At 46.1% G+C, this 19,056-nt stretch carries 9 protein-coding genes; all 9 read right to left on the reverse strand.

Going from position 1 to position 19,056, the window contains the following annotated elements; translation table 11 throughout:
- Positions 1-41: 41 nt before the first annotated feature.
- Positions 42-1,736, reverse strand: coding sequence for an arabinan endo-1,5-alpha-L-arabinosidase (locus tag ONT18_RS11110; RefSeq protein ID WP_264905603.1), 1,695 nt, complete (start codon positions 1,734-1,736; stop codon positions 42-44).
- Positions 1,737-1,858: 122 nt separating this feature from the next.
- Positions 1,859-3,676 (reverse strand): bacterial Ig-like domain-containing protein, encoded by a 1,818-nt coding sequence (locus ONT18_RS11115; protein WP_264905605.1) that lies wholly within the window; start codon positions 3,674-3,676, stop codon positions 1,859-1,861.
- Between the two features lie 84 nt (positions 3,677-3,760).
- Positions 3,761-5,518 (reverse strand): RagB/SusD family nutrient uptake outer membrane protein, encoded by a 1,758-nt coding sequence (locus ONT18_RS11120; RefSeq protein ID WP_264905607.1) that lies wholly within the window; start codon positions 5,516-5,518, stop codon positions 3,761-3,763.
- A gap of 52 nt (positions 5,519-5,570) precedes the next feature.
- Entirely contained in the window at positions 5,571-8,774 is a 3,204-nt protein-coding gene (locus ONT18_RS11125; protein ID WP_264905609.1) for a SusC/RagA family TonB-linked outer membrane protein, read from the reverse strand.
- Positions 8,775-9,142: 368 nt separating this feature from the next.
- Positions 9,143-12,133 (reverse strand): two-component regulator propeller domain-containing protein, encoded by a 2,991-nt coding sequence (locus ONT18_RS11130; RefSeq protein WP_264905611.1) that lies wholly within the window; start codon positions 12,131-12,133, stop codon positions 9,143-9,145.
- Positions 12,134-12,449: 316 nt separating this feature from the next.
- Positions 12,450-12,647 carry a DUF6722 family protein gene (locus ONT18_RS11135; RefSeq protein ID WP_118066256.1) on the reverse strand — a complete coding sequence of 66 codons (198 nt, stop codon included), beginning with the start codon at positions 12,645-12,647 and terminating at the stop codon, positions 12,450-12,452.
- Positions 12,648-12,785: 138 nt separating this feature from the next.
- The gene (locus ONT18_RS11140; protein ID WP_264905613.1) at positions 12,786-14,711 is read right to left on the reverse strand and encodes a glycoside hydrolase family 13 protein; all 1,926 of its coding nucleotides are present in this window, start codon (positions 14,709-14,711) and stop codon (positions 12,786-12,788) included.
- Between the two features lie 24 nt (positions 14,712-14,735).
- On the reverse strand, positions 14,736-16,706 hold the full coding sequence (gene pulA, locus ONT18_RS11145) for a type I pullulanase (protein ID WP_264905615.1): 1,971 nt from the start codon (positions 16,704-16,706) through the stop codon (positions 14,736-14,738).
- 131 nt (positions 16,707-16,837) lie between these two features.
- Positions 16,838-18,973, reverse strand: coding sequence for a glycoside hydrolase family 97 protein (locus ONT18_RS11150; RefSeq protein ID WP_264905617.1), 2,136 nt, complete (start codon positions 18,971-18,973; stop codon positions 16,838-16,840).
- Positions 18,974-19,056 lie beyond the last annotated feature (83 nt).

Consider the following 19,056-nt stretch of genomic DNA (forward strand, 5'->3'; position numbering starts at 1 on the left):
TTCTACTTAGATTCTTTTATACCTTAAAAACTAACTAACATTTATTTTTTCTTGCCCCAGAAGCTCTTGCTTCCACTGACGCCAGAGTATACGATAGTCAACTTGCGAGGACTAGCCTCCCAGTCTACCTCACGCTGTACCTTGAGCTTGGTAGTACCGATGGTGAGAGTGTTGGAAGAAGTATCGAAGTTCCATACCTTCACATTAGGCCAAGCCTTACCACCAGTCATTGAGCCGTCGGCATTGAGTGTAAATTCGGTGCTGACGCGCTGTTTGCCATACTCATAAGCGAGGTCTATACCTTCCCAAGTGCCAGCCAGTTCGCTAGCCTTGATAGCCACTTGTGGCACAGCGCCATAACGCTCAGGCATGACAACAGGCCATCCGTTCTCATTCCACTTGATACTGCGCACGCCACCCATCATGATGGCATTGCTTGCATTGATACCAGCCACATTGGCAGGCATACGCTGCTGAGATACATAGTACCAGTTTCCATTGCCATCATCGAAGACAGCGCAGTGGCTGATACCTACCCAACCGCTACCAGCACTAAACTTATAAGGATGAGTCAACACTGTAGGATTCTCATTTGCTCCATTGGCAGCATCTTTTACCGTACCATTCATCGTCTCGTAAGGACCATCCACATTCTTAGAGCGGAGCACACGAGTATTGTAAGGTACATCCAGTGCATCGTAAGCTACGAAGAGATAATAGTAACCATCATGGTAAGCAATCTCTGGAGCCTCAGCACCCTGCCAACGATTGTTGAGTGTGCGAGTGAAGATCAGCTTGCCGTATGGAGCAATCTCCTCAGCTGTACCAAATGGCTTAGGCAATTCTACCTTGATCTTACCCGTAGAAGCATCCAGCTCTACAGCAGCAAAACCACTGTGCCAAGAACCATAGATGAGCCAGTGCTTGCCCTCTGGAGTGATGATATAAGTAGGATCAATGGCATTGAACTTGAAGTAGCAGTTATTGTAATCTGTCTGACTTACCCTGAAGTTCAAGCCCTTGTCAGAAGCATTGGTGATGACAAAGCCCTTGTCTTCCCACTTATTGGATGCAGGATCAGAAGTTTCCATCAATCCGATGAATGCACGCTCGCTCCATGTACCATTACCATTGATAGTACCTGGGCAGGTGATGCAATAATACATACGATAGAGATTGTCATTCACCTTGCGTACACATGGTGCCCAATATCCGAAGTCCAAATCGTTGGCAAAATAGGTATCATCACGCTCTGGCACGCCCATCTGCTTGCGAATCTCATTGAGCTTAGGTTTGATCCATGAAGGAAGACCTACCATTGAGGCTCCTACAAACTCCCAGTCTACGAGATTCTTACTGCGGCGGCAGAAGAAGTGACCATGCTTATTGCTATTTCTTACATCGCTATTGTGAACATTGCCATAGCTGGCATCTGTCTGATACATATAGTAATATCCATCAGCAGCCTTTACTACCGAAGGGTCATGCACATTGGCAAGATTCCACTTACTGCGCTGAGTCCAAGCAGCTACTGAAGTATAATTGTCATTATATGTAGGACAAACATACTTAGCCAAATCCTCGCTAGTAGGATTGTTTGGAGTTTCTGGCTGGGAAGGAGTCTCTGGTTTGTTTGGTGTATCTGGTACATCAGGATCATCACTTCCACCACTACTACAACTTACTGCCAAAGTACATGCCAGCAAGAATGCCCATTTATTAAGATGTTTCATCATTATTTCCTTAAAAGTTTAGTTAGTTTTTATTCGATATTTTTGAAAAAAGGCAAGGCCTCAGAGGAGGATTCTTCCATCCTCCTCATAGGTCATGCCTTTTATCTAGTATTTCAAAGATTCTCTTATCTGCGACGAGCAGAGTACTTGCGAGCAGATGCTGCTGTATCAAACTTCAAGCAGCTGCTATCTACGGTGAAGTCTACAAAGAGGTCGTTTGCATCAACTCCATCAATACCATAGTAATACTGAGTATTTACCTTGCCATCAGTACCTGTTGTAATAGCTAAGACGTCAGCAGTACCATTATTATTGTTGGTTACGTAAACAACAACCTTAGCGCCATTCATACCTGCCAACCAAGTTGCCCAGTCAGCCGCACCAGTAGAACCAGCAGTACAATTCTTCCATCCATAAGGACCAGAGTTGTCGCCAGTCCAACCGTAGTTATCCGAACGAACTACAACATACTCAGCTAAAGCTGCATTGCGGAGTACTACTACGTAGTTGTTCCAGTTAGCTGCACCACCCAAGTTAGTGAAAGAGAATGCGCGAGTCTCGCCAGCAGGAACCTTCACGTCTGCATCGAGGTGAGCACCCCACCAACCAGTTGTACAATCCTCAGCACCCAAGATAGCTGGGCTAGGAGTTACGAATGTTGCAGCATGCTTCTCTACTGTTACATCAAATGTTGTCTTCACACCATTCTTAGCAGTTACAGTAACAGCCTGCTTGCCTGCCTTCATTGGCACTGCAGAGATAACCAACTTATCGAGTGTGATATCACGAGTTACACCATTCAAATAAGTAGCCTGAACTGTCAAGCCCTTAGTATCTACTGGGAATACAGCAGAAGCAGGGTTAGTGATGCCTGCTGCCTCATAATACTTATAAGTGAGACGTGTAGGCGCACTTACTATATGGAGAGCTTTGATAGCTGGCACAACTTCGAATGTCTTCTGTGCAACGATAGGAGTAGAAGCATTCTCGCCCTTGAATGTCTTGTTATAGATGACGATGAGGTTCTTGGTGCCAGAAACATTCATATCGTTGATGGCAGAGAAATAAAGTTCCTTGGCAGGAATTACCTTGGTTATACCTTCCTCGAAGGTTACGGTAGCAGATACATTCTCCATTGCCTTCTCTAGGGGTGTATTCTCGTCTACTTCGGCAGGAACATTGTTCAACACCATAGAAACCGGAGCCTTATCCTGGGCAGATGTATAACCGCCGATAGGTTCTACGTTGCTCTGCATGAAATCGATGTAAGAGCCCTCAGGTACCAGGAAGCAACGGATGTTGGTATTGCTCTCGTCTGCATTCAGATTAGCAATCTTAGATGGCTGAATGTAGGTCTTGGTAACAGTACCATTGGTAATCTTCACCATGAAAGTATCTACACGGGAACGGTCAACCGTCAATGTTACCTTACCACCCAACTTATCTACACCCTTGTCTTTATCAGTTTCAAAGGTGAGATTACTCTGCACGCAGCTTCTGTCGATATGGTCACCCCACTCAGAGTTACCGCTTGGCTGGTTATCAAAACGGATAGCACCATACTCGGTATAACCTGTTCCGCCACGATCCACATCATTGGTGATGACGAGGGCGAAGTTCTTATAGGTGTTAGTCGCAGAAGGATTGATGTTCAGATTGAACACGGCATTCCACTTCTGGTTGTCTTGAACCACATAATACTTTGAGAATGAAGTCCAAAAGCCTGAAGAGAAATCAGTATTACCTACAGTATAGACATCCTCATTCATACCTACGAGCACTTCCTCTGTAGATTGGTTAGCTTTTTCGATTGAATCAATCTTTTCAGAGAGCCAATCAGGAGAGTTGACGCTAAACATGTCACTTCCCTCACATCCTGTCATCGCTGTCAATGCCATGGCTGCCACACAGAAGACGGATGCTAATTTATTTAGACGTTTCATATTATATCCTATTATAAATATGTAAATGTTATTTTGGTTTCCCTATGGGGCTATCGTTAAGAAACCCCATAGGAATAGATATTATTAGTTGCCCAAGTTAACTACAGGATGAACAGTCCAACCTCTTCCGAAGAAATCAGATGAGTTATCCGTATTCGTATTAGCTGAGTTACCTGTCAGGTTAGGGTTATCATTCAACAAGCCCTGATAGATAGGCAGGAACTCATGACCTGGTACGTATGTATCGTAAGAGCTCTTCACCTCTGAATCAACACCTACCATAGAGTAGCTGACTGCTTCCTTAGCCTTGTATGGAGAACGACGGAAGGTTCCATGCTCCTTCAACTGAGCCAAACGACCCTGATCATAGAAGAATCCCCAACGAATCAAATCGAAACCACGACCGTACTCGCAACCGAACTCCTTAGGACGCTCTACATTGGCAATCTGCTCGAAGAGCTTATCCTTGCTATTGAAGTCTGAAAGCTTCAAGTCCTTCAGGTTGGCACGCTCACGAACCTGGTTAATCCAGTCGATAGCCTGCTGTGTAGGACCGTTCACCTCGTTCTCGCACTCTGCTGCACGGAGCAAAACGTCTGAGTAACGCATCATGCGGAGGTTGATACCGCAATGAAGACCGGTTGTCACCTTATCATAAAGGTTGGTACGGAAATTGGTCCACTTAGCGATAGGAAGACCACCATAGTTGTTGTTGGTTATGATGGTATCAGAAGCTGTCATCTCGCTCTTGTAAGCTACGTTACCATTCTCAAAACCAACCCAGTCAGTCTCGTATGTACCGATGGTCCAGTAGAGACGTGGGTCCAATTTACCAGCTGTGGTACGCTCCTGCTTGAAGAGGTTGTACAACCATGGAGAAGCTGAGAGGTCTGCCCATCCACCGAATCTACCTGGAGCGAAGTTAGACTCAACGGCATGACCCTGTGTAGCATTAGGACTGGTATTAACAGGAGTCCACTCATCATCTACACCCTGTGAACCGTAGTCGAGATACTGGATTTCGAAGAGGCTCTCGGCATTGTTCTCATAAGCAGAACCCTCACGGAAGTTGTCGCCATAGTTGACCATCAGCTTGTAAGAGCCATACTTCTTGTTCATGATGTCCTTGAGTACAACGAGTGCGTCGCTATACTTATGGCGCTGCATCAGAGTGCGGGCATAGTAGCCGGCAGCAGCACCGCAGGTAGCACGTCCCTTTGCCCACTCGCCACCAGCATCACGGGAAGGAAGAAGTGTCATCGCCTCTGCGAAATCCTTCTCTACCTGATCAAGCACATCGTCGTAGGTACTGTTCTTGCCATAGAGACCATCCAGAGAAGAATAGTTGGCATAATCAGTAATCAGCGCAGGATTCTGGTAATATCCAGCCAATGTATAGTATGAATAACCGCGGAGGAAGAGAGCCTGTCCCTTGATTCGCTTCATGCTTTCGCTGAGCGAAGCATCATCACCTGTGGTACGTGAAAGAATGAAGTTACATACATTAATAGTATAGTAAGCCTCACGCCAAGGCCACATGGAGACTTCATATGTCACAGGGGCGTCCATGTCATCGAATGGCATGTACCATACCTGTGATGAGTTCCATACCTCATCGCCACGTGTCACATCGAGGGTATAACCCACACGTGCCGAAGAACCTTCCATACGAATATGGTTGTATGCTGCAATAACGCACTCCTCCAGATCATCAGCATTGAAACCGAAGGTACCGGTGGTCTGCTGGTTAGGATTGGTAACATCCAACTTGTCCTCGCAAGATGTGGTAGCCATAGCACCGAGGCCAAGGAAGAGAGCTAATGATAATTTATATAGTTTCATATCAAATGTCCTTTTAAATAATAATGAATCTTATTCTTGTCTATTCTCATTATTAGAATGTGAAATGGAGACCGCACATAAACGTTCTGGCACTTGGGAAAGAGCAGAAGTTGTAACCTGGGGTAAAGGTACCGCCAGCATAGTCTACATTATATCCATGATAGCCTGTGAAGGTGTAGAGGTTCTGTGCTGATACATAGAGACGTACACCACTTACATATCCACCAAACCACTTGTCTGGGAAGTTGTAGCCCAACTCTACGTTGGCTATCTTCCAGTAAGCAGCATTCTGAATCTTGCGAGAGCTGAAGAGGTCGTTCCATGCCAATGTTGCATTGTTGGCTGCGTAGGTACGTGGAACACTTGAAAGGTAGGTACCATCCTCTGACCAGCGGTTGGCATCCAGCATTCCTACTTCCTTGTTGCCATAGCCGTAGCAAGAGTTCAAGCTATTATAGATATCATCTGATACGTGATAATTCAATACTCCGTATGTAGAGATGTTGAGGTCGAAACCCTTATACTCCAAGTGAGTGCTCAAACCGAAGTTTACCTTTGGAAGACCACTGCCCAATACGGTCTGGTCGTAAGCATCGATTACGCCATCAGGAGTTCCGTCAGGACCTGAGATATCCTCATAGAGGCAGTCACCGACATTGGCACCCTGCTGAACAGCATTGTTGTCCAAATCTTCCTGAGTACGGGCGATTCCCTTGTAAACCCAACCGTAGAACTGACCAATCTCCTGACCTACGTAAGTAGCGTATGCACCAGAAATGTATGAATCCTTACCGATACCCAGAGAAGTTACCTTGTTCTTCAGGGTACTTACGTTGGCGCTGATATCATACTTGAGGGCATGATCGCGGTTGCGGTAGGTAGCGCTGAACTCGAAACCACTGTTCTCCATAGAGGCAGCGTTCATGGTTACAGAGGTGTTGGATACACCGGTCTGTGCTGGCACAGGAACTGAGTAAAGCAGGTCTTCAGACTTGTTCTTATACCACTCGGCAGTGAACTCCAAACGGTTGTTGAACATTGCCAGGTCGATACCCACGTTGGTGGTCTTCTTCTTCTCCCAGGCGATATCGTTGTTCACGAAGGTAGAAACGGCAGAACCGGTTACAGGACTGTTGCCGAAGCTGTAAGTCATGTTGTTACGGTTCATGCTAGCCATATACTGGTACTCACCGATGTTCTCGTTACCGAGCTCACCATAGCTGGCACGAATCTTGAACATGTTAACGATGTCGCGGCTGATAGGGAAGAACTTCTCCTTATCGAAGCGCCAACCCAAAGATACAGATGGGAAGGTTGCCCAACGGATGTTCTTGCTCAAGCGAGAGCTACCATCACGACGTACTACTGCAGAAAGCAGGTACTTCTCATCATAGTTGTAGTTCAAACGACCTACGTAAGAAGCCAGGCTATGCTTGAACTCGTATGACTCAGAGTAAGTGTTCTTGGCATTCTGAAGCTGGAGGAAGTATGGCTCAGTGAAATTGATACCCCAACCAGTCAGGAGGTTGGTATTTTCCTCCTCGTATGTCATACCGGCGAGCAGGTTGATGTTGTGCTTGCCAATCTTGCCATCGTATGTGATGGTATTCTCAACCAAGGCGTCGCTGTAGTTGCGTGAGCCCTTGGTAAGGCGCTCATTCTCCTTGGCAAGATATACACGGTTGCTCTGAATCCAGGAAGGAATCCAGGTCTTATCCTTAGCCTCAGTCTTGCTATAAGAGAGGTTTACATTATAATGAAGACCATGATTCTTGCTCTTGATACCTACCATGCCCAACAAATCTACGTCGGCAGAAGCGGTACCTACGAAGCGGTCAACCAAGGTGTTGCGCTGCAAGAGGTTATTAACCAGCAATGGGTTGGATGCAGAGATATCTCCATGTACGCCATCATAATATACACCATAGCCGTAAGCATCGTAGCGATAACCGTTTGCAGCACCTACCTTGTCATCGAGAACCCATGTTGACTTATCGTAAGCCTTGATGGTAGGCTGCATCAGAAGTGTACCACGGAGTACGTTGGTTACATCACCGTAAAGACCCTGAACATACTCTGAGGCATTGGAAAGACCCATGTTGTCCTGGTTAGAGTGAGAGTAAACCATGCTGGTACGGAACTTCACGAACTTGGTGTCCATGGTATTGTTCACACGGGCTGTGTAACGCTCGTAGTTAGGACCTGCACCTTCCAAGGTACCCTTCTGGTTATAGTAGTCGAGAGATACATTATAAGTACTGTGAGAGCTACCACCGCTGAGGGCTACGTTGTGATTCTGGCGGATACCAGTCTTGAACACTTCGTCAAACCAATCTGTGTTGGTTGCATCCTGGAAGTGATACTTGCCATCCTCACCCATCTTATATCCACCAGGGATAGGAGTGTTGGAGTTTGTGCAAGCAGTACCAAGGTACTGGCTATACTGGTCGGCGTTCATTACATCATATACATCGCCAGGAATCTGGTCAACACCAAAGTAACCGGAGTAGTTCACCTTCAGAGGCTGGTCTTTCTTACCATTCTTGGTAGTGATAATAACGACACCATTCGCAGCACGAGAACCATAGATGGCACCCGCAGAAGCATCCTTCAGAATCTGGATGGTCTCGATATCATTAGGAGAGAAGTCACGGATAGTGGTACCCATTGGCACACCATCGATGACATAAAGAGGAGCTGTGCTACCGAAAGAACCGATACCACGAATTCTCACACTAGGATCTGCACCAGGCTGACCGTCTGATGTAATCTGCACACCGGCAACCTTACCTTCAAGCATAGTAGAGATGTTAGAGTTTGACACCTTCTTCATCTCCTCAGCATTTACGATAGATACAGAACCGGTAAGGTCTGCCTTTTTCTGTGTACCATAACCCACTACTACAACCTGGTCGAGCACCTGATTGTCGGCAGAGAGTTGGATAGATTCGATAATGGCACGACCGCGCACTGCAATCTCACGCTCCTTGTAGCCAAGATAGCTCACGAAAAGAGTCGCATTAGCCTTTACTCGAATTTCGAAATTACCATCTAAGTCGGTAACTGCACCAGTCTTGGCATCTTTAGTCTTAACTGTTGCACCAATCAGAGGTTCACCCTGATCATCTACAACATGTCCCTTGACCGTGATCACCTGATCTTGTGCAACTGCAGCCATTGCAGGCATTGGGGTAACAAAAGAAGCACCACCAACAGCACCTAGGCATAGCATCATAGAGAATAATTGTTTCCTCATTGCTTATCAATTTTTAGGTTTATACTTTGTTTATTCTATTTTTAATGTTTTTGTTTCGTCCGTTCTCTATTTTTAGGTTGCGGATGAAATGATAAATGTCAGCTAAACTAGACATCAACCATCAAATTTCAGTGGCAAAAGTACAATTAACCGGATTATATTGGGTGGACAATTGGGTTTTATAGGTGGACAAAACGCATAAACAGTGGATTTTTAAGGATATTACGTGCTTATCCACCAGTTGTGTACCCACACATACAAAACAAGGGGTTACTTGACTTATATCAAGTAGCCCCTCAGTTTTATTTTATTTACTTAACAAATTATCACATCCAGGAACATTCTTTCTCCGAAGAATCCAAGGAGAACTATGCCATATCTGAACCCTGAGAATCCAACTGATCCTTATATGCAGTCGGCGAGATGCCAAACTGCCTGGTGAAGCAACGGGTGAAATACTTCGGATCGTTGAAGCCTACACGGTAGGCTATCTCCGTTATATTTCGGTTGGAAGTTTTATCAGCCATCATCTTGCGCGAGATGTCGAGACGGTAGTTGCGGATAAACTGGGCTGTTGGCAAGCCTGTCTCCTTGGAGAGATTCTTGCTCAGTACACTGCGGGATATACCCAAGGTATCTGCCAGTTCCTGTACACCAAACTCCGAATTATCGTAATTTTTCTCCATCACATCCATCACTTCTTCCATGAATGGACGCATAGTCTCCTCTACCATCTTCCTGTCAGCCTCAATGCTCTTTTTCTGACTGTCCTGATAACGCTTCTGGTTCTGCAGAATCATCTGGATGCGACTCTGCAACTTTTCAGGTTCATCACTTTCCTTCATCGCAGCCTCAATAGGACGGTACAGAGCCTCTACTTCCTCTTCGCGCATCTTGTTGAGACGGCGCACATAAGCATATTGGAGCAAGGCGATGATACCTATTATAATAAGGGTAACAAACCACCAGCTCTTCCAGAAATAAGGAGTAATCTGAACTTCTACAGAGATCACCTGCTCCTTGTCGGAATTGATAGATGGGATATATTTCACCTCAAACTTATAGTCTCCAGCTGGCAGAGTGGAATAACGCACACTATGCTGACCAGCCTTGAGTTGAACCCACTCATTCTCGTATCCCTTCATGCGATAAAGGTACACGCCCTGTGTCTCGCAGCCATAATTGAGCGCTGAGAAAAAGAGGGTGAACGACTTATCACTCTCATGGATACGCAACTTTCTGGCAATAGAAATGTCTTCTTCCAGATAATCGCTGCCGGCAAAGACAGGCTGGTTATCTACCAGAAGTTCGGTAAAGCACAACTTACCCGTCTGATGCACAGAACGGTTTATGCCCTTTACAGCCATCATACCCGCATCGGTGCCCAGGAATATTTCGCCCTTGGCATTGCGGATGGCACCATTGAAATAGAACTGCGAACTGATCAGACCGTCTTCACGGGAGAAACTGCAGAATGCCTCGGTCTTCGGATTGAAGATAGAGAGTCCGTTATCGGTAGCTATCCACAACATACCCTGGTTATCCTCTACAATACCCTTCACGATATTGTTGGCAAGTCCGTTATTGGTGGTATACGACTTCACTTGAGTCTTTCCGTTTTTATCGCTGGTATAGCAATACAGACCGTAACCGTTACTGCCCATCCATATCTTTCCATCCTTAGCCTGGCAGAAAGACAATATCTTATCGAAGACTCCACTCTTCGGATTGTCGAGTTTATACTGATGATACGTCACAGCGAAATCGCCCTTGCCATGAGGACGCGACTTGAGGTCGACCTCTACCATTCCCCGCACACAACCCATCAGGAGTTTGCCCTTTCGGGTTATCAGAGAACCGATGCAGCCGCGCACATTCAGGCATCCCTTGAAAGGTTCGATGAGTTGACGGCGCTTCATATCATAGAAGAAGAGGCCGTCATTGGTTCCGAGCCACATACCATCATTGATAGGATCATAAGCCAAAGCACCGGCAAAGTTGAGTAAATGCTGATGCTTAGCATCTATCACCAGAGGAATAATCTTGCCCGGCTGACTGAGATTCATCACTGCAAAGCCCCTTCCCCAGGTACCAATCCAGAGCTGATTGCGGTTATCGGCTGCAAGAACCGAGACGGTATTATGCGGCAAACCGGAATTTGCCACCGTATAATGAACAAAGTTCATGCTGCCTGGAGTCAAGGCATTGAGACCTCCCTCTACGGTTCCTACCCACAGGGTTCCGTCGGCTGCCGCATACATGGCATTGACAGCATTAGGAGAGATACTGCCCGGGGTGGCGGGGTCGTGACGGTAGAATTCCAAATTCAGCTGACGTGGAGCCAACTTGATAACACCACCTGTCTCGGAGCCTACCCATATCTGTCCGTTCTTTGAGAAAAGACTGTTGATAAAGTTGCTGCTCAGCGGATTCACAGCCGTAGCAGTGTTCCAATGTTCTATCTCTCCGGTCTTATCATTGAAGATATCTACGCCACAGAGCGTTCCGACCAGAAGTTTGTTATCTGGAGAAACGGCAAGGCTCGTCACTACTTCGTGCTGGAGCGAATGGTCGTTAGCAGAGCAATGGAATTCCTGCTTGCCACTATTAAACAGTCCGCGATTCGTACCCATCCATATCTTGCCATGATATGAGATGATGGCACCGGCATACCAGCCTTCGAGCGGAGGAAACAGGGATGAGATATTCTTTGCTACGAGCTGATTGTTCTTCACAGAAAACTCGCTCACTACTCCATCGTTGCATAATACAACCGTTCCTCTGCGATAGACATCACAGATTCCGAGGTCGGGAGCATTATAAGGATAGGATGTGGACAAGACGCTGTTCACCTCGCCCTTTTCGTTAAAGCCGAAACGGGTAAGCTGGTTGAAAGAAAGCATCCATATATTGCCCTTTGCATCACAATATGTTCGGGTGCAAAGGTTCTTGAATACTTTGTTGAGTTTTGCCTCTACCTGGCTGTTCTCACAAGGTGGAACAACAGGCTGCATCGTTTTGAGGTCGAGCACCTGCGGACCTTCTTCGAAAGCCACCCAAAGGCGCTTGAACGGATCTTCGCAGACATTACGGCAACTGTTGCTTCGCAGACTGATTCCTACAGAACCCAAACCGAAGTTCATGAAATTGAAACCATCGTAGCGCACCAGTCCACCACCATGCGTACTGATCCATACGAAGCCGTAAGAGTCCTGAAAGATATCATCAGCAAAATTATTCGGCATACCTGCAGCCATATTGAGATAGCTTACATTATAGCGACTAGGCAACCCACCTTGCGCCCAACTGCTCAAGGTAACGAAAAGAATGCTTATTATAGAAAGAATATATCTAATCATTAACTATTCTTTTGTTCTTTTCTGTCTTCTATCTTAACGTAAATGAAAGAACCAACAGCAATCAAAGCCAGAAATATATACATTCCTAATAATCCGTAATCCATAATTATTGCCTTTTCTGTTCTTTGCGATCATCAATTTTGGCATAAATAAATATTCCTGCTGCCAAAAGCAACAAAAAGCCATACATAATAAACAATCCTGTATCCATACTTATTTCTCCTGTCTTTTTCTATCAGACATTTTAGAATAAATAACTAATCCTGTTGCGAACACAGCAAGGAAAATATACATTGCTAATAATCCATTACTCATTTTACTTCCCTTTCTTATTTTTATCTTTTCCTTTTTTAATTAAATAATATCCTAATGCAAACAATAGAACAGCCAATAAGACTGCACCAATAAATGACCACCAGGAATCATTATCTTTACCAAACATTTGCGATAAGATATAAGCAGTAATTATATACTTGGATATATCTAATAGCCATTTGCCTATTTCTTCATCCATTTTTATTAAGTTTTTAAACTTCTGCTTGCAAAAGTACGAAGAAAAAATGAAACGAAAGAATTTTTATCAAGAAAAAAACGTTCCTAGAAGTGTAAATTTACAACTCTAGGAACGTTCATATAGGAATATACTTGCGTTTTAGAACTCGAGAATCATGCTCTGGCGAGGACGGAGCTTCACGTTCTTGTTGATAAGAACGGTGCGACCGTTTGTAACATCCGTAGCCTTGTCATGAGAACCGATAATCTCTGCATAACGGGAAACATTCAGCTCGTTTGCCTCGTTCTTGCCGTTGATCACCGTCATCACATTCTTACCCTTATACTGGCGGGCAATTACGTAAACACCCTTCTGAGGACAGAACTGGATCTGCTTGCCCTTGGTAATCACTTCATTGCCCTGGCGCCAGTGCAACAGGTTGCTGAGCCAGTTGAACATCTGATTCTCTGCCTGTGTTCTACCCTCAGCTGTAAAGGCATTGTGCTTATCACCAGCCCAACCGCCAGGGAAGTCCTTGCGTACATTGCCATCGGTTACACTCTTGGTACCGTTCATCAGCACCTCTGTACCATAATAGAGCTGAGGAGTGCGATTGATGGTAAGAAGCAATGACAACGCCTGCTTCAGAGCCAGGGTATCCTTGCCTTCACCCAGGAAGCGGTCGGTATCATGATTCTCGATGAATGCCATTACGCTCTTTGGATTAGGATAGAGATAGTCGTAGCAGAACACGTTGTAGAGACGGTTCATGCCGTTCCACCAGTCATCGGTCTCCTCTTTCTTTGCACTATTGATGCGGTCGAAGAAAGCGAAATCCATAACGGTTGGCAGATAGCTGTTCTTCTCTGAAAGCTTACTGTCCTTCTGCCATGCTGCAGTATAGGCAGGTTCGGTTACCCAAGTCTCGCCTACGGTATTGAAGTGAGGATACTCCTCGCCTAGCACCTTCATCCAGTGTGCCATCGCATCGCGGTCGGCATAAGGATAGGTATCCATACGGATGCCGTCGATACCTGCACTCTCTATCCACCACTCGCTGTTCTGAATCAGATACTTGATAACGTGTGGGTTACGCTGGTTGAGGTCAGGCATAGTTGGAACAAACCAGCCATCTACGGTTTCTGTGAGATCAACCTTGCTGGCGTATGGGTCAAGTACCGGAGTCAGCTTATAACTGGTCTGCAGATACTTATCGTTCACCTTAGCAGCGCCATCCACCGTACCGATGTTCTTCTGATGCTCGGCAGTCTGATTTTCAGGAGCCAGCCATTCTGGTTTATTAAACCAGTCCTTTGAAGGCATATCGGCAACCCAAGGATGCTCGAAGCCGCAATGGTTGAAAATCATATCCATCACTATCTTCAAACCTTTCTTGTGAGCCTCATTTATCAGCTGCTTATAATCGGCATTGGTTCCGAAACGTGGGTCTACACGATAGTAATTGGTGGTAGCATAGCCATGATAACTGCTGTTCTTGCCGTTACTTGGACTGTCGTTCTCCAAAACCGGGGTAAACCACAGGGCGGTTACACCCAACTGGTTGAAATAATCCAAGTGCTGACGGATTCCCTCCAGGTCGCCACCATGTCGCAGACTAGGCTCTGCACGGTTGCAGGTCTTATCACGCATCGTCTTAAAGGCATCATTCTTCAGATTGCCGTTGGCAAAACGGTCTGGCATCAGCATATAGAGCACATCCTCATTAGAGAAACCGATGCGCTTGTCGCCCGCCATCTCACGGTTCTTCAACACATACTTTACCTTCTTCGACTGTTTGCCCTGCTTGAAGTTGAGGGTCATCTCACCAGCCTTTGCTCCATTGAGGTTAAGATAAACCAGGAGATAATTAGGAGAATCAAGGCGGGCGATGCTGTCTACCTTTACACCCGGATAGTCTACCGTTACATCGGCATTCTTGATATCCTTGCCATACACCATCAGCTGGAGTGAAGCATCTTTCATGCCCACATACCAGTCGGTAGGTTCAATGCGGTTCACGTTGACCGCCGCATTCATACTTATTGCACTACTCATAAGCAATAAAGAAGCTATTATCTTTTTCATATTACACCTTATTATATATATAAACTATTTCTGATAAAGTATCAAGGCTGACTGAGGGGCAACCTCAACATCCTTTCCCGAAACAAAGCCTAAGCCTTCCTCATTAATCACACCGTTGCAGCAAGCCACAGTATAATTACCCTCAGGAATCTGCATCTTCTTTGCCTCCTTATTGAAGTTATAGATCACGATGATGTTCTTCCAGGCATCAATGCCCTCCAGATTCTTGAGTTGGAAACCTACGAGGCAAGTCTGCTTGTTGCCATTGGCATCCTGACTAGGCAGGAACTCCAGATACTGACGTACCTTATCGCCTGTTGAAAGACGGAAGGCAGGATGATTCTTGCGGAGCTGGATGAGACTCTTATAATAAGCAAACGCCTGCGGATACTTCTGCAGATTGGTCCAGGTAAACTGGTTGATGCTGTCAGGAGAATTATAGCTATTGTGTACTCCCTTTTTGTCGCGGAGCATCTCTTCGCCGGCAAGGATGAAAGGAACACCCTGGGAAGTGAAGACGCAGGTCTGCGCAAGCTTATCGATGCGGAGCAACTCGGCAGTACGTATTGCTTCAGGGATATTCTTGTCGGTAAGAGATGCGATGCTTGCCTTCAGACGGTCTACCAGACACATATCGTCATGGCAGCTTACATAACTGATCTGCTCGGTAGGATTGTTGGTCCAAGGCTTCTTGTCATAGTTCACCTTTGTCATATCCACCTGCGGATGAGCAATGCCACCCACAATACCGAACTTCAGGCTCTCCTCCTGACCTGTAAGACCAGCCAGGAGCGCACCCTGATGGTCATCAGAGAAAGGACCACGGAGCGCATCGCGCATATCATCGCTGAAAGCACCGATGCCCTTGAGCTGCTGGGTATTCGCCTTCACCGCCAGTTTCTCGGTAGGATAAGCACAGCTGCCTGCACTCCATCCCTCACCATAAATATAGATGCTAGGATCGATGCGGTTTACCATCTCACGGATAGCCTGCATGGTTTCGATGTCATGAACGCCCATCAGGTCGAAACGGAAACCATCGATATGATATTCGTCTATCCAATATTTCACACTCTCCAGCATATACTGACGCATGAGAGGCTTTTCAGAAGCAGTCTCGTTGCCACAGCCTGAACCGTCAGAATACTTACCATCCTTGGTCTTGCGATAATAATAATCAGGATAGGTACGCTGGAAATTGCTGCCGTTGATATCGAAAGTATGGTTATATACGGCATCGAAAATCACTCGAATGCCTGCCTTATGCAGCGCCATCACCATCTCCTTGAACTCCTTGATGCGGGTTGCTGGAGAATAAGGGTCGGTAGCGTAACTGCCTTCCGGCACATTATAGTTCTTCGGATCATACCCCCAGTTGAACTGTGGTTTGTCGAGTCGGGTCTCATCTATAGAAGCGAAATCGAATACAGGCTGGAAGTGGATGGCGTTGATGCCCAGATTCTTGAGATATTCGATGGCCTTAGGCTCGGTGAGGGCGAGATATTTACCCTTATATTTCAAGCCGGATGTAGGAGAAATGGAGAAATCACGCACGTGAAGCTCGTAGACAACGAGATCGGCTGGCGATTTCAGAGCAGGACGCACGTCCTTATCCCATCCAGATGGATCGGTATCATACAAATCTACAATGGCGCCACGGTTTCCGTTCACACCTACTGCTTTGGCAAATGTACCTGGTGTTTCACCCTTGCCAATATCAAAGGTATAGAACTTTCCCTTGAGGTCGCCCTTGACTGTAGCCTCCCAACGTTCATCACCCAACTTCTTCATTTTCAGTGTTTTATAAGCCTTTCCTCCCTGACCTTGCTTATAAAGTCGGAGAGTTACAGAAGACTTTTGGGCTGTTGGAGCATTCAGGATAAACATGGTTTTCTCCTTGGAATACATCATCTCATTGAATGTCTGCTGGGCATTCAATGAAGTTGGTAAAACGGTTGCTGTCAATGCTGCAATTATTAGTTTTTGGATATTCATATTGTTAAGTTGTTGTTATACAGGACATTAAAGCGAACTGAGCGAAGAAAACTGTGACAGATTATCTACGCTCATTTTTAGCGTATTTCCGACCAACCGGACAGTTGGACGGAAATACGGAAATTATAGGCTTATTTAGCGAGCAAAGAGATGGCGAAACCACCACCACGTGCTTCATTAATCTTCAAAACATCACCCTTCTTCACAGTCTTGTGGATGATCTGATAAGATTTAGGGTTCTTCTCGTAGTCAGCATTCTTGCCGTCCTGATAGATAGCGCAAGCATACTTCTTGCCCTTATCCAGGAAGTCGAGTTTTACTACGGCTGTGCGGGCTGCATCAGTCTTGCCACCAACAAACCAGTTGTCGGTTCCCTTAGCCTTGCGGGCTACGGTGATATACTTGGCTGGCTCTGCCTCCAGATACTTGGAGTCATCCCAGTCGCAAGCTACGTCGCGGATAAACTGGAAGGCATCATCGTACTTCTCATAATGCTCAGGAAGATCGGCAGCCATCTGCAAAGGACTGTACATTACGAGATAGAGAGAAAGCTGACCACAAAGGGTGGTATGAACATAACTCTTATTGTTGCTCCACTCAGAAAGCTTGGTCTCGAAGATACCAGGAGTATAATCCATCGGACCACCCTGCAGACGGGTGAATGGCAACATCACGGTATGATAAGACTTGTTACCGCCAAATGCTTCATATTCTGTACCACGTGCACTCTCGTTGCCCACCAGGTTAGGCCAGGTGCGGCAGATACCTGTAGGACGGGTTGCCTCGTGGGCATTTACCATGATATGATGCTTGGCAGCGGTCTCGATGACACGCTGGTAGTGATTGTTCATCAACTGGCTGTAGTGATACTCACCTCTTGGAATGATATCACCCACATAACCGGTCTTCACGGCATCATAACCATATTTGTTCATCAGGTTGAAGGCATCTTCCATGTGGCGCTCGTAGTTGAGAGCTGCAGAAGATGTCTCGTGGTGCATCATCAGTTTCACGCCCTTAGAGTGAGCATACTCGTTGAGCATCTTGATATCGAAGTCAGGATATGGAGTCACGAAGTCGAAGACATCGAGCTTCTGATGACCGAACCAGTCTTCCCAACCTTCGTTCCAGCCTTCTACCAATACTTCCTGCAAACCGTTCTTGGCTGCAAAGTCGATGTAGCGCTTCACTTCCTCGTTGGTTGCACCATGAGTACCGTTAGGCTTGCACTTGCTGTAATCAGTAACGCCGAGACGCACAGATGGCAGATCGTTGGTATAGCTCCAGGTCTTGGTGCCTACAATCATGTTCCACCATACACCGCAGTACTTGGTAGGATGAATCCAGGATGTATCCTTAATCTTGCAAGGCTCGTTAAGGTTCAATGTCAACTTGCATGAAAGCATATCACGGGCATCATCACTTACCATCACGGTACGCCAAGGGGTATTGAATGGAGTCTGGATAAATCCCTTTCTGCCCACGGCATCAGGAGTAAGCCAAGACTCGAAGGTCAATGTTTTCTCATCCAGATTGAGGTGCATGGTAGGATAATCCAGACAGGCAGCCTCATGGATGTTGATGTAGAGTCCGTCCTTGGTCTTCATCTGGAGAGAGGTCTGAACACCGGTATCAGAGAAGACGGTGGTAGATGAATTGCTCTTGTAAGCTTCACGGTTTTTCGCAATAATTGGGCGAATGCCTGTCAATGGAGTAATGTTGTAGTCATACTCCTGGGTATCGTAATCGCCCGGAATCCAATAGGCTGTATGATCGCCTGCCATGGCAAACTGGGTATGCTCCTCCTGGATGACGAAATAGTTCAGACTTTCCTGCTGTGGAAACTCATAGCGCAAGCCCATACCATAATCATACACACGGAAACGGATGGTGATGTTACGCTTGGAAGCAGCCTGGTTCAGGTTTACCTCCATCTCGTTGTAATGGTTGCGGATGGTAGCGGTCTCGCCCCATACCGGCTTCCAGGTTTCATCGAAAGTCGATGTCTTGCTGCCAGTTTCAGTAAAACCATCCATCAGGCTGGTTTCCTCCATGCCCTTAGAGGCATGTTTATCCTTAGCCAGTTCCAATCCTAAGTGGGATGGCTTGCATACAGTCTTTCCCTTATAGCTCATCTCATAGGTAGGCTGTCCCTTTTCGGTCAAAGAGAATGTTACCGAGACGTTGCCGTTAGGCGACTTTACGGTCTGGGCTGCTGCCAACATAGGAAGCAAGAGCCCCATCACTAATACATTCAGTTTTTTCATACTGTTCAGTTGTTGTTTATTCTTGTTTTTGAATCTTCGTTAGTTTATCTCAATCATTATCTGTTTATTCTTAAGATAGTGCA

The organism is Segatella copri, from assembly GCF_026015295.1.
GTDB classification, from domain to species: domain Bacteria; phylum Bacteroidota; class Bacteroidia; order Bacteroidales; family Bacteroidaceae; genus Prevotella; species Prevotella copri_C.

Excerpts from the sequence above, each read along its gene's own strand:
- ONT18_RS11135 (WP_118066256.1), bottom strand. The coding sequence starts at position 12,647 with ATGGATGAAGAAATAGGCAAATGGCTATTAGATATATCCAAGTATATA.
- ONT18_RS11115 (WP_264905605.1), bottom strand. The coding sequence starts at position 3,676 with ATGAAACGTCTAAATAAATTAGCATCCGTCTTCTGTGTGGCAGCCATG.
- ONT18_RS11120 (WP_264905607.1), bottom strand. The coding sequence starts at position 5,518 with ATGAAACTATATAAATTATCATTAGCTCTCTTCCTTGGCCTCGGTGCT.
- pulA (WP_264905615.1), bottom strand. The coding sequence starts at position 16,706 with ATGAATATCCAAAAACTAATAATTGCAGCATTGACAGCAACCGTTTTA.
- ONT18_RS11130 (WP_264905611.1), bottom strand. The coding sequence starts at position 12,133 with ATGATTAGATATATTCTTTCTATAATAAGCATTCTTTTCGTTACCTTG.
- ONT18_RS11110 (WP_264905603.1), bottom strand. The coding sequence starts at position 1,736 with ATGATGAAACATCTTAATAAATGGGCATTCTTGCTGGCATGTACTTTG.
- ONT18_RS11140 (WP_264905613.1), bottom strand. The coding sequence starts at position 14,711 with ATGAAAAAGATAATAGCTTCTTTATTGCTTATGAGTAGTGCAATAAGT.
- ONT18_RS11125 (WP_264905609.1), bottom strand. The coding sequence starts at position 8,774 with ATGAGGAAACAATTATTCTCTATGATGCTATGCCTAGGTGCTGTTGGT.
- ONT18_RS11150 (WP_264905617.1), bottom strand. The coding sequence starts at position 18,973 with ATGAAAAAACTGAATGTATTAGTGATGGGGCTCTTGCTTCCTATGTTG.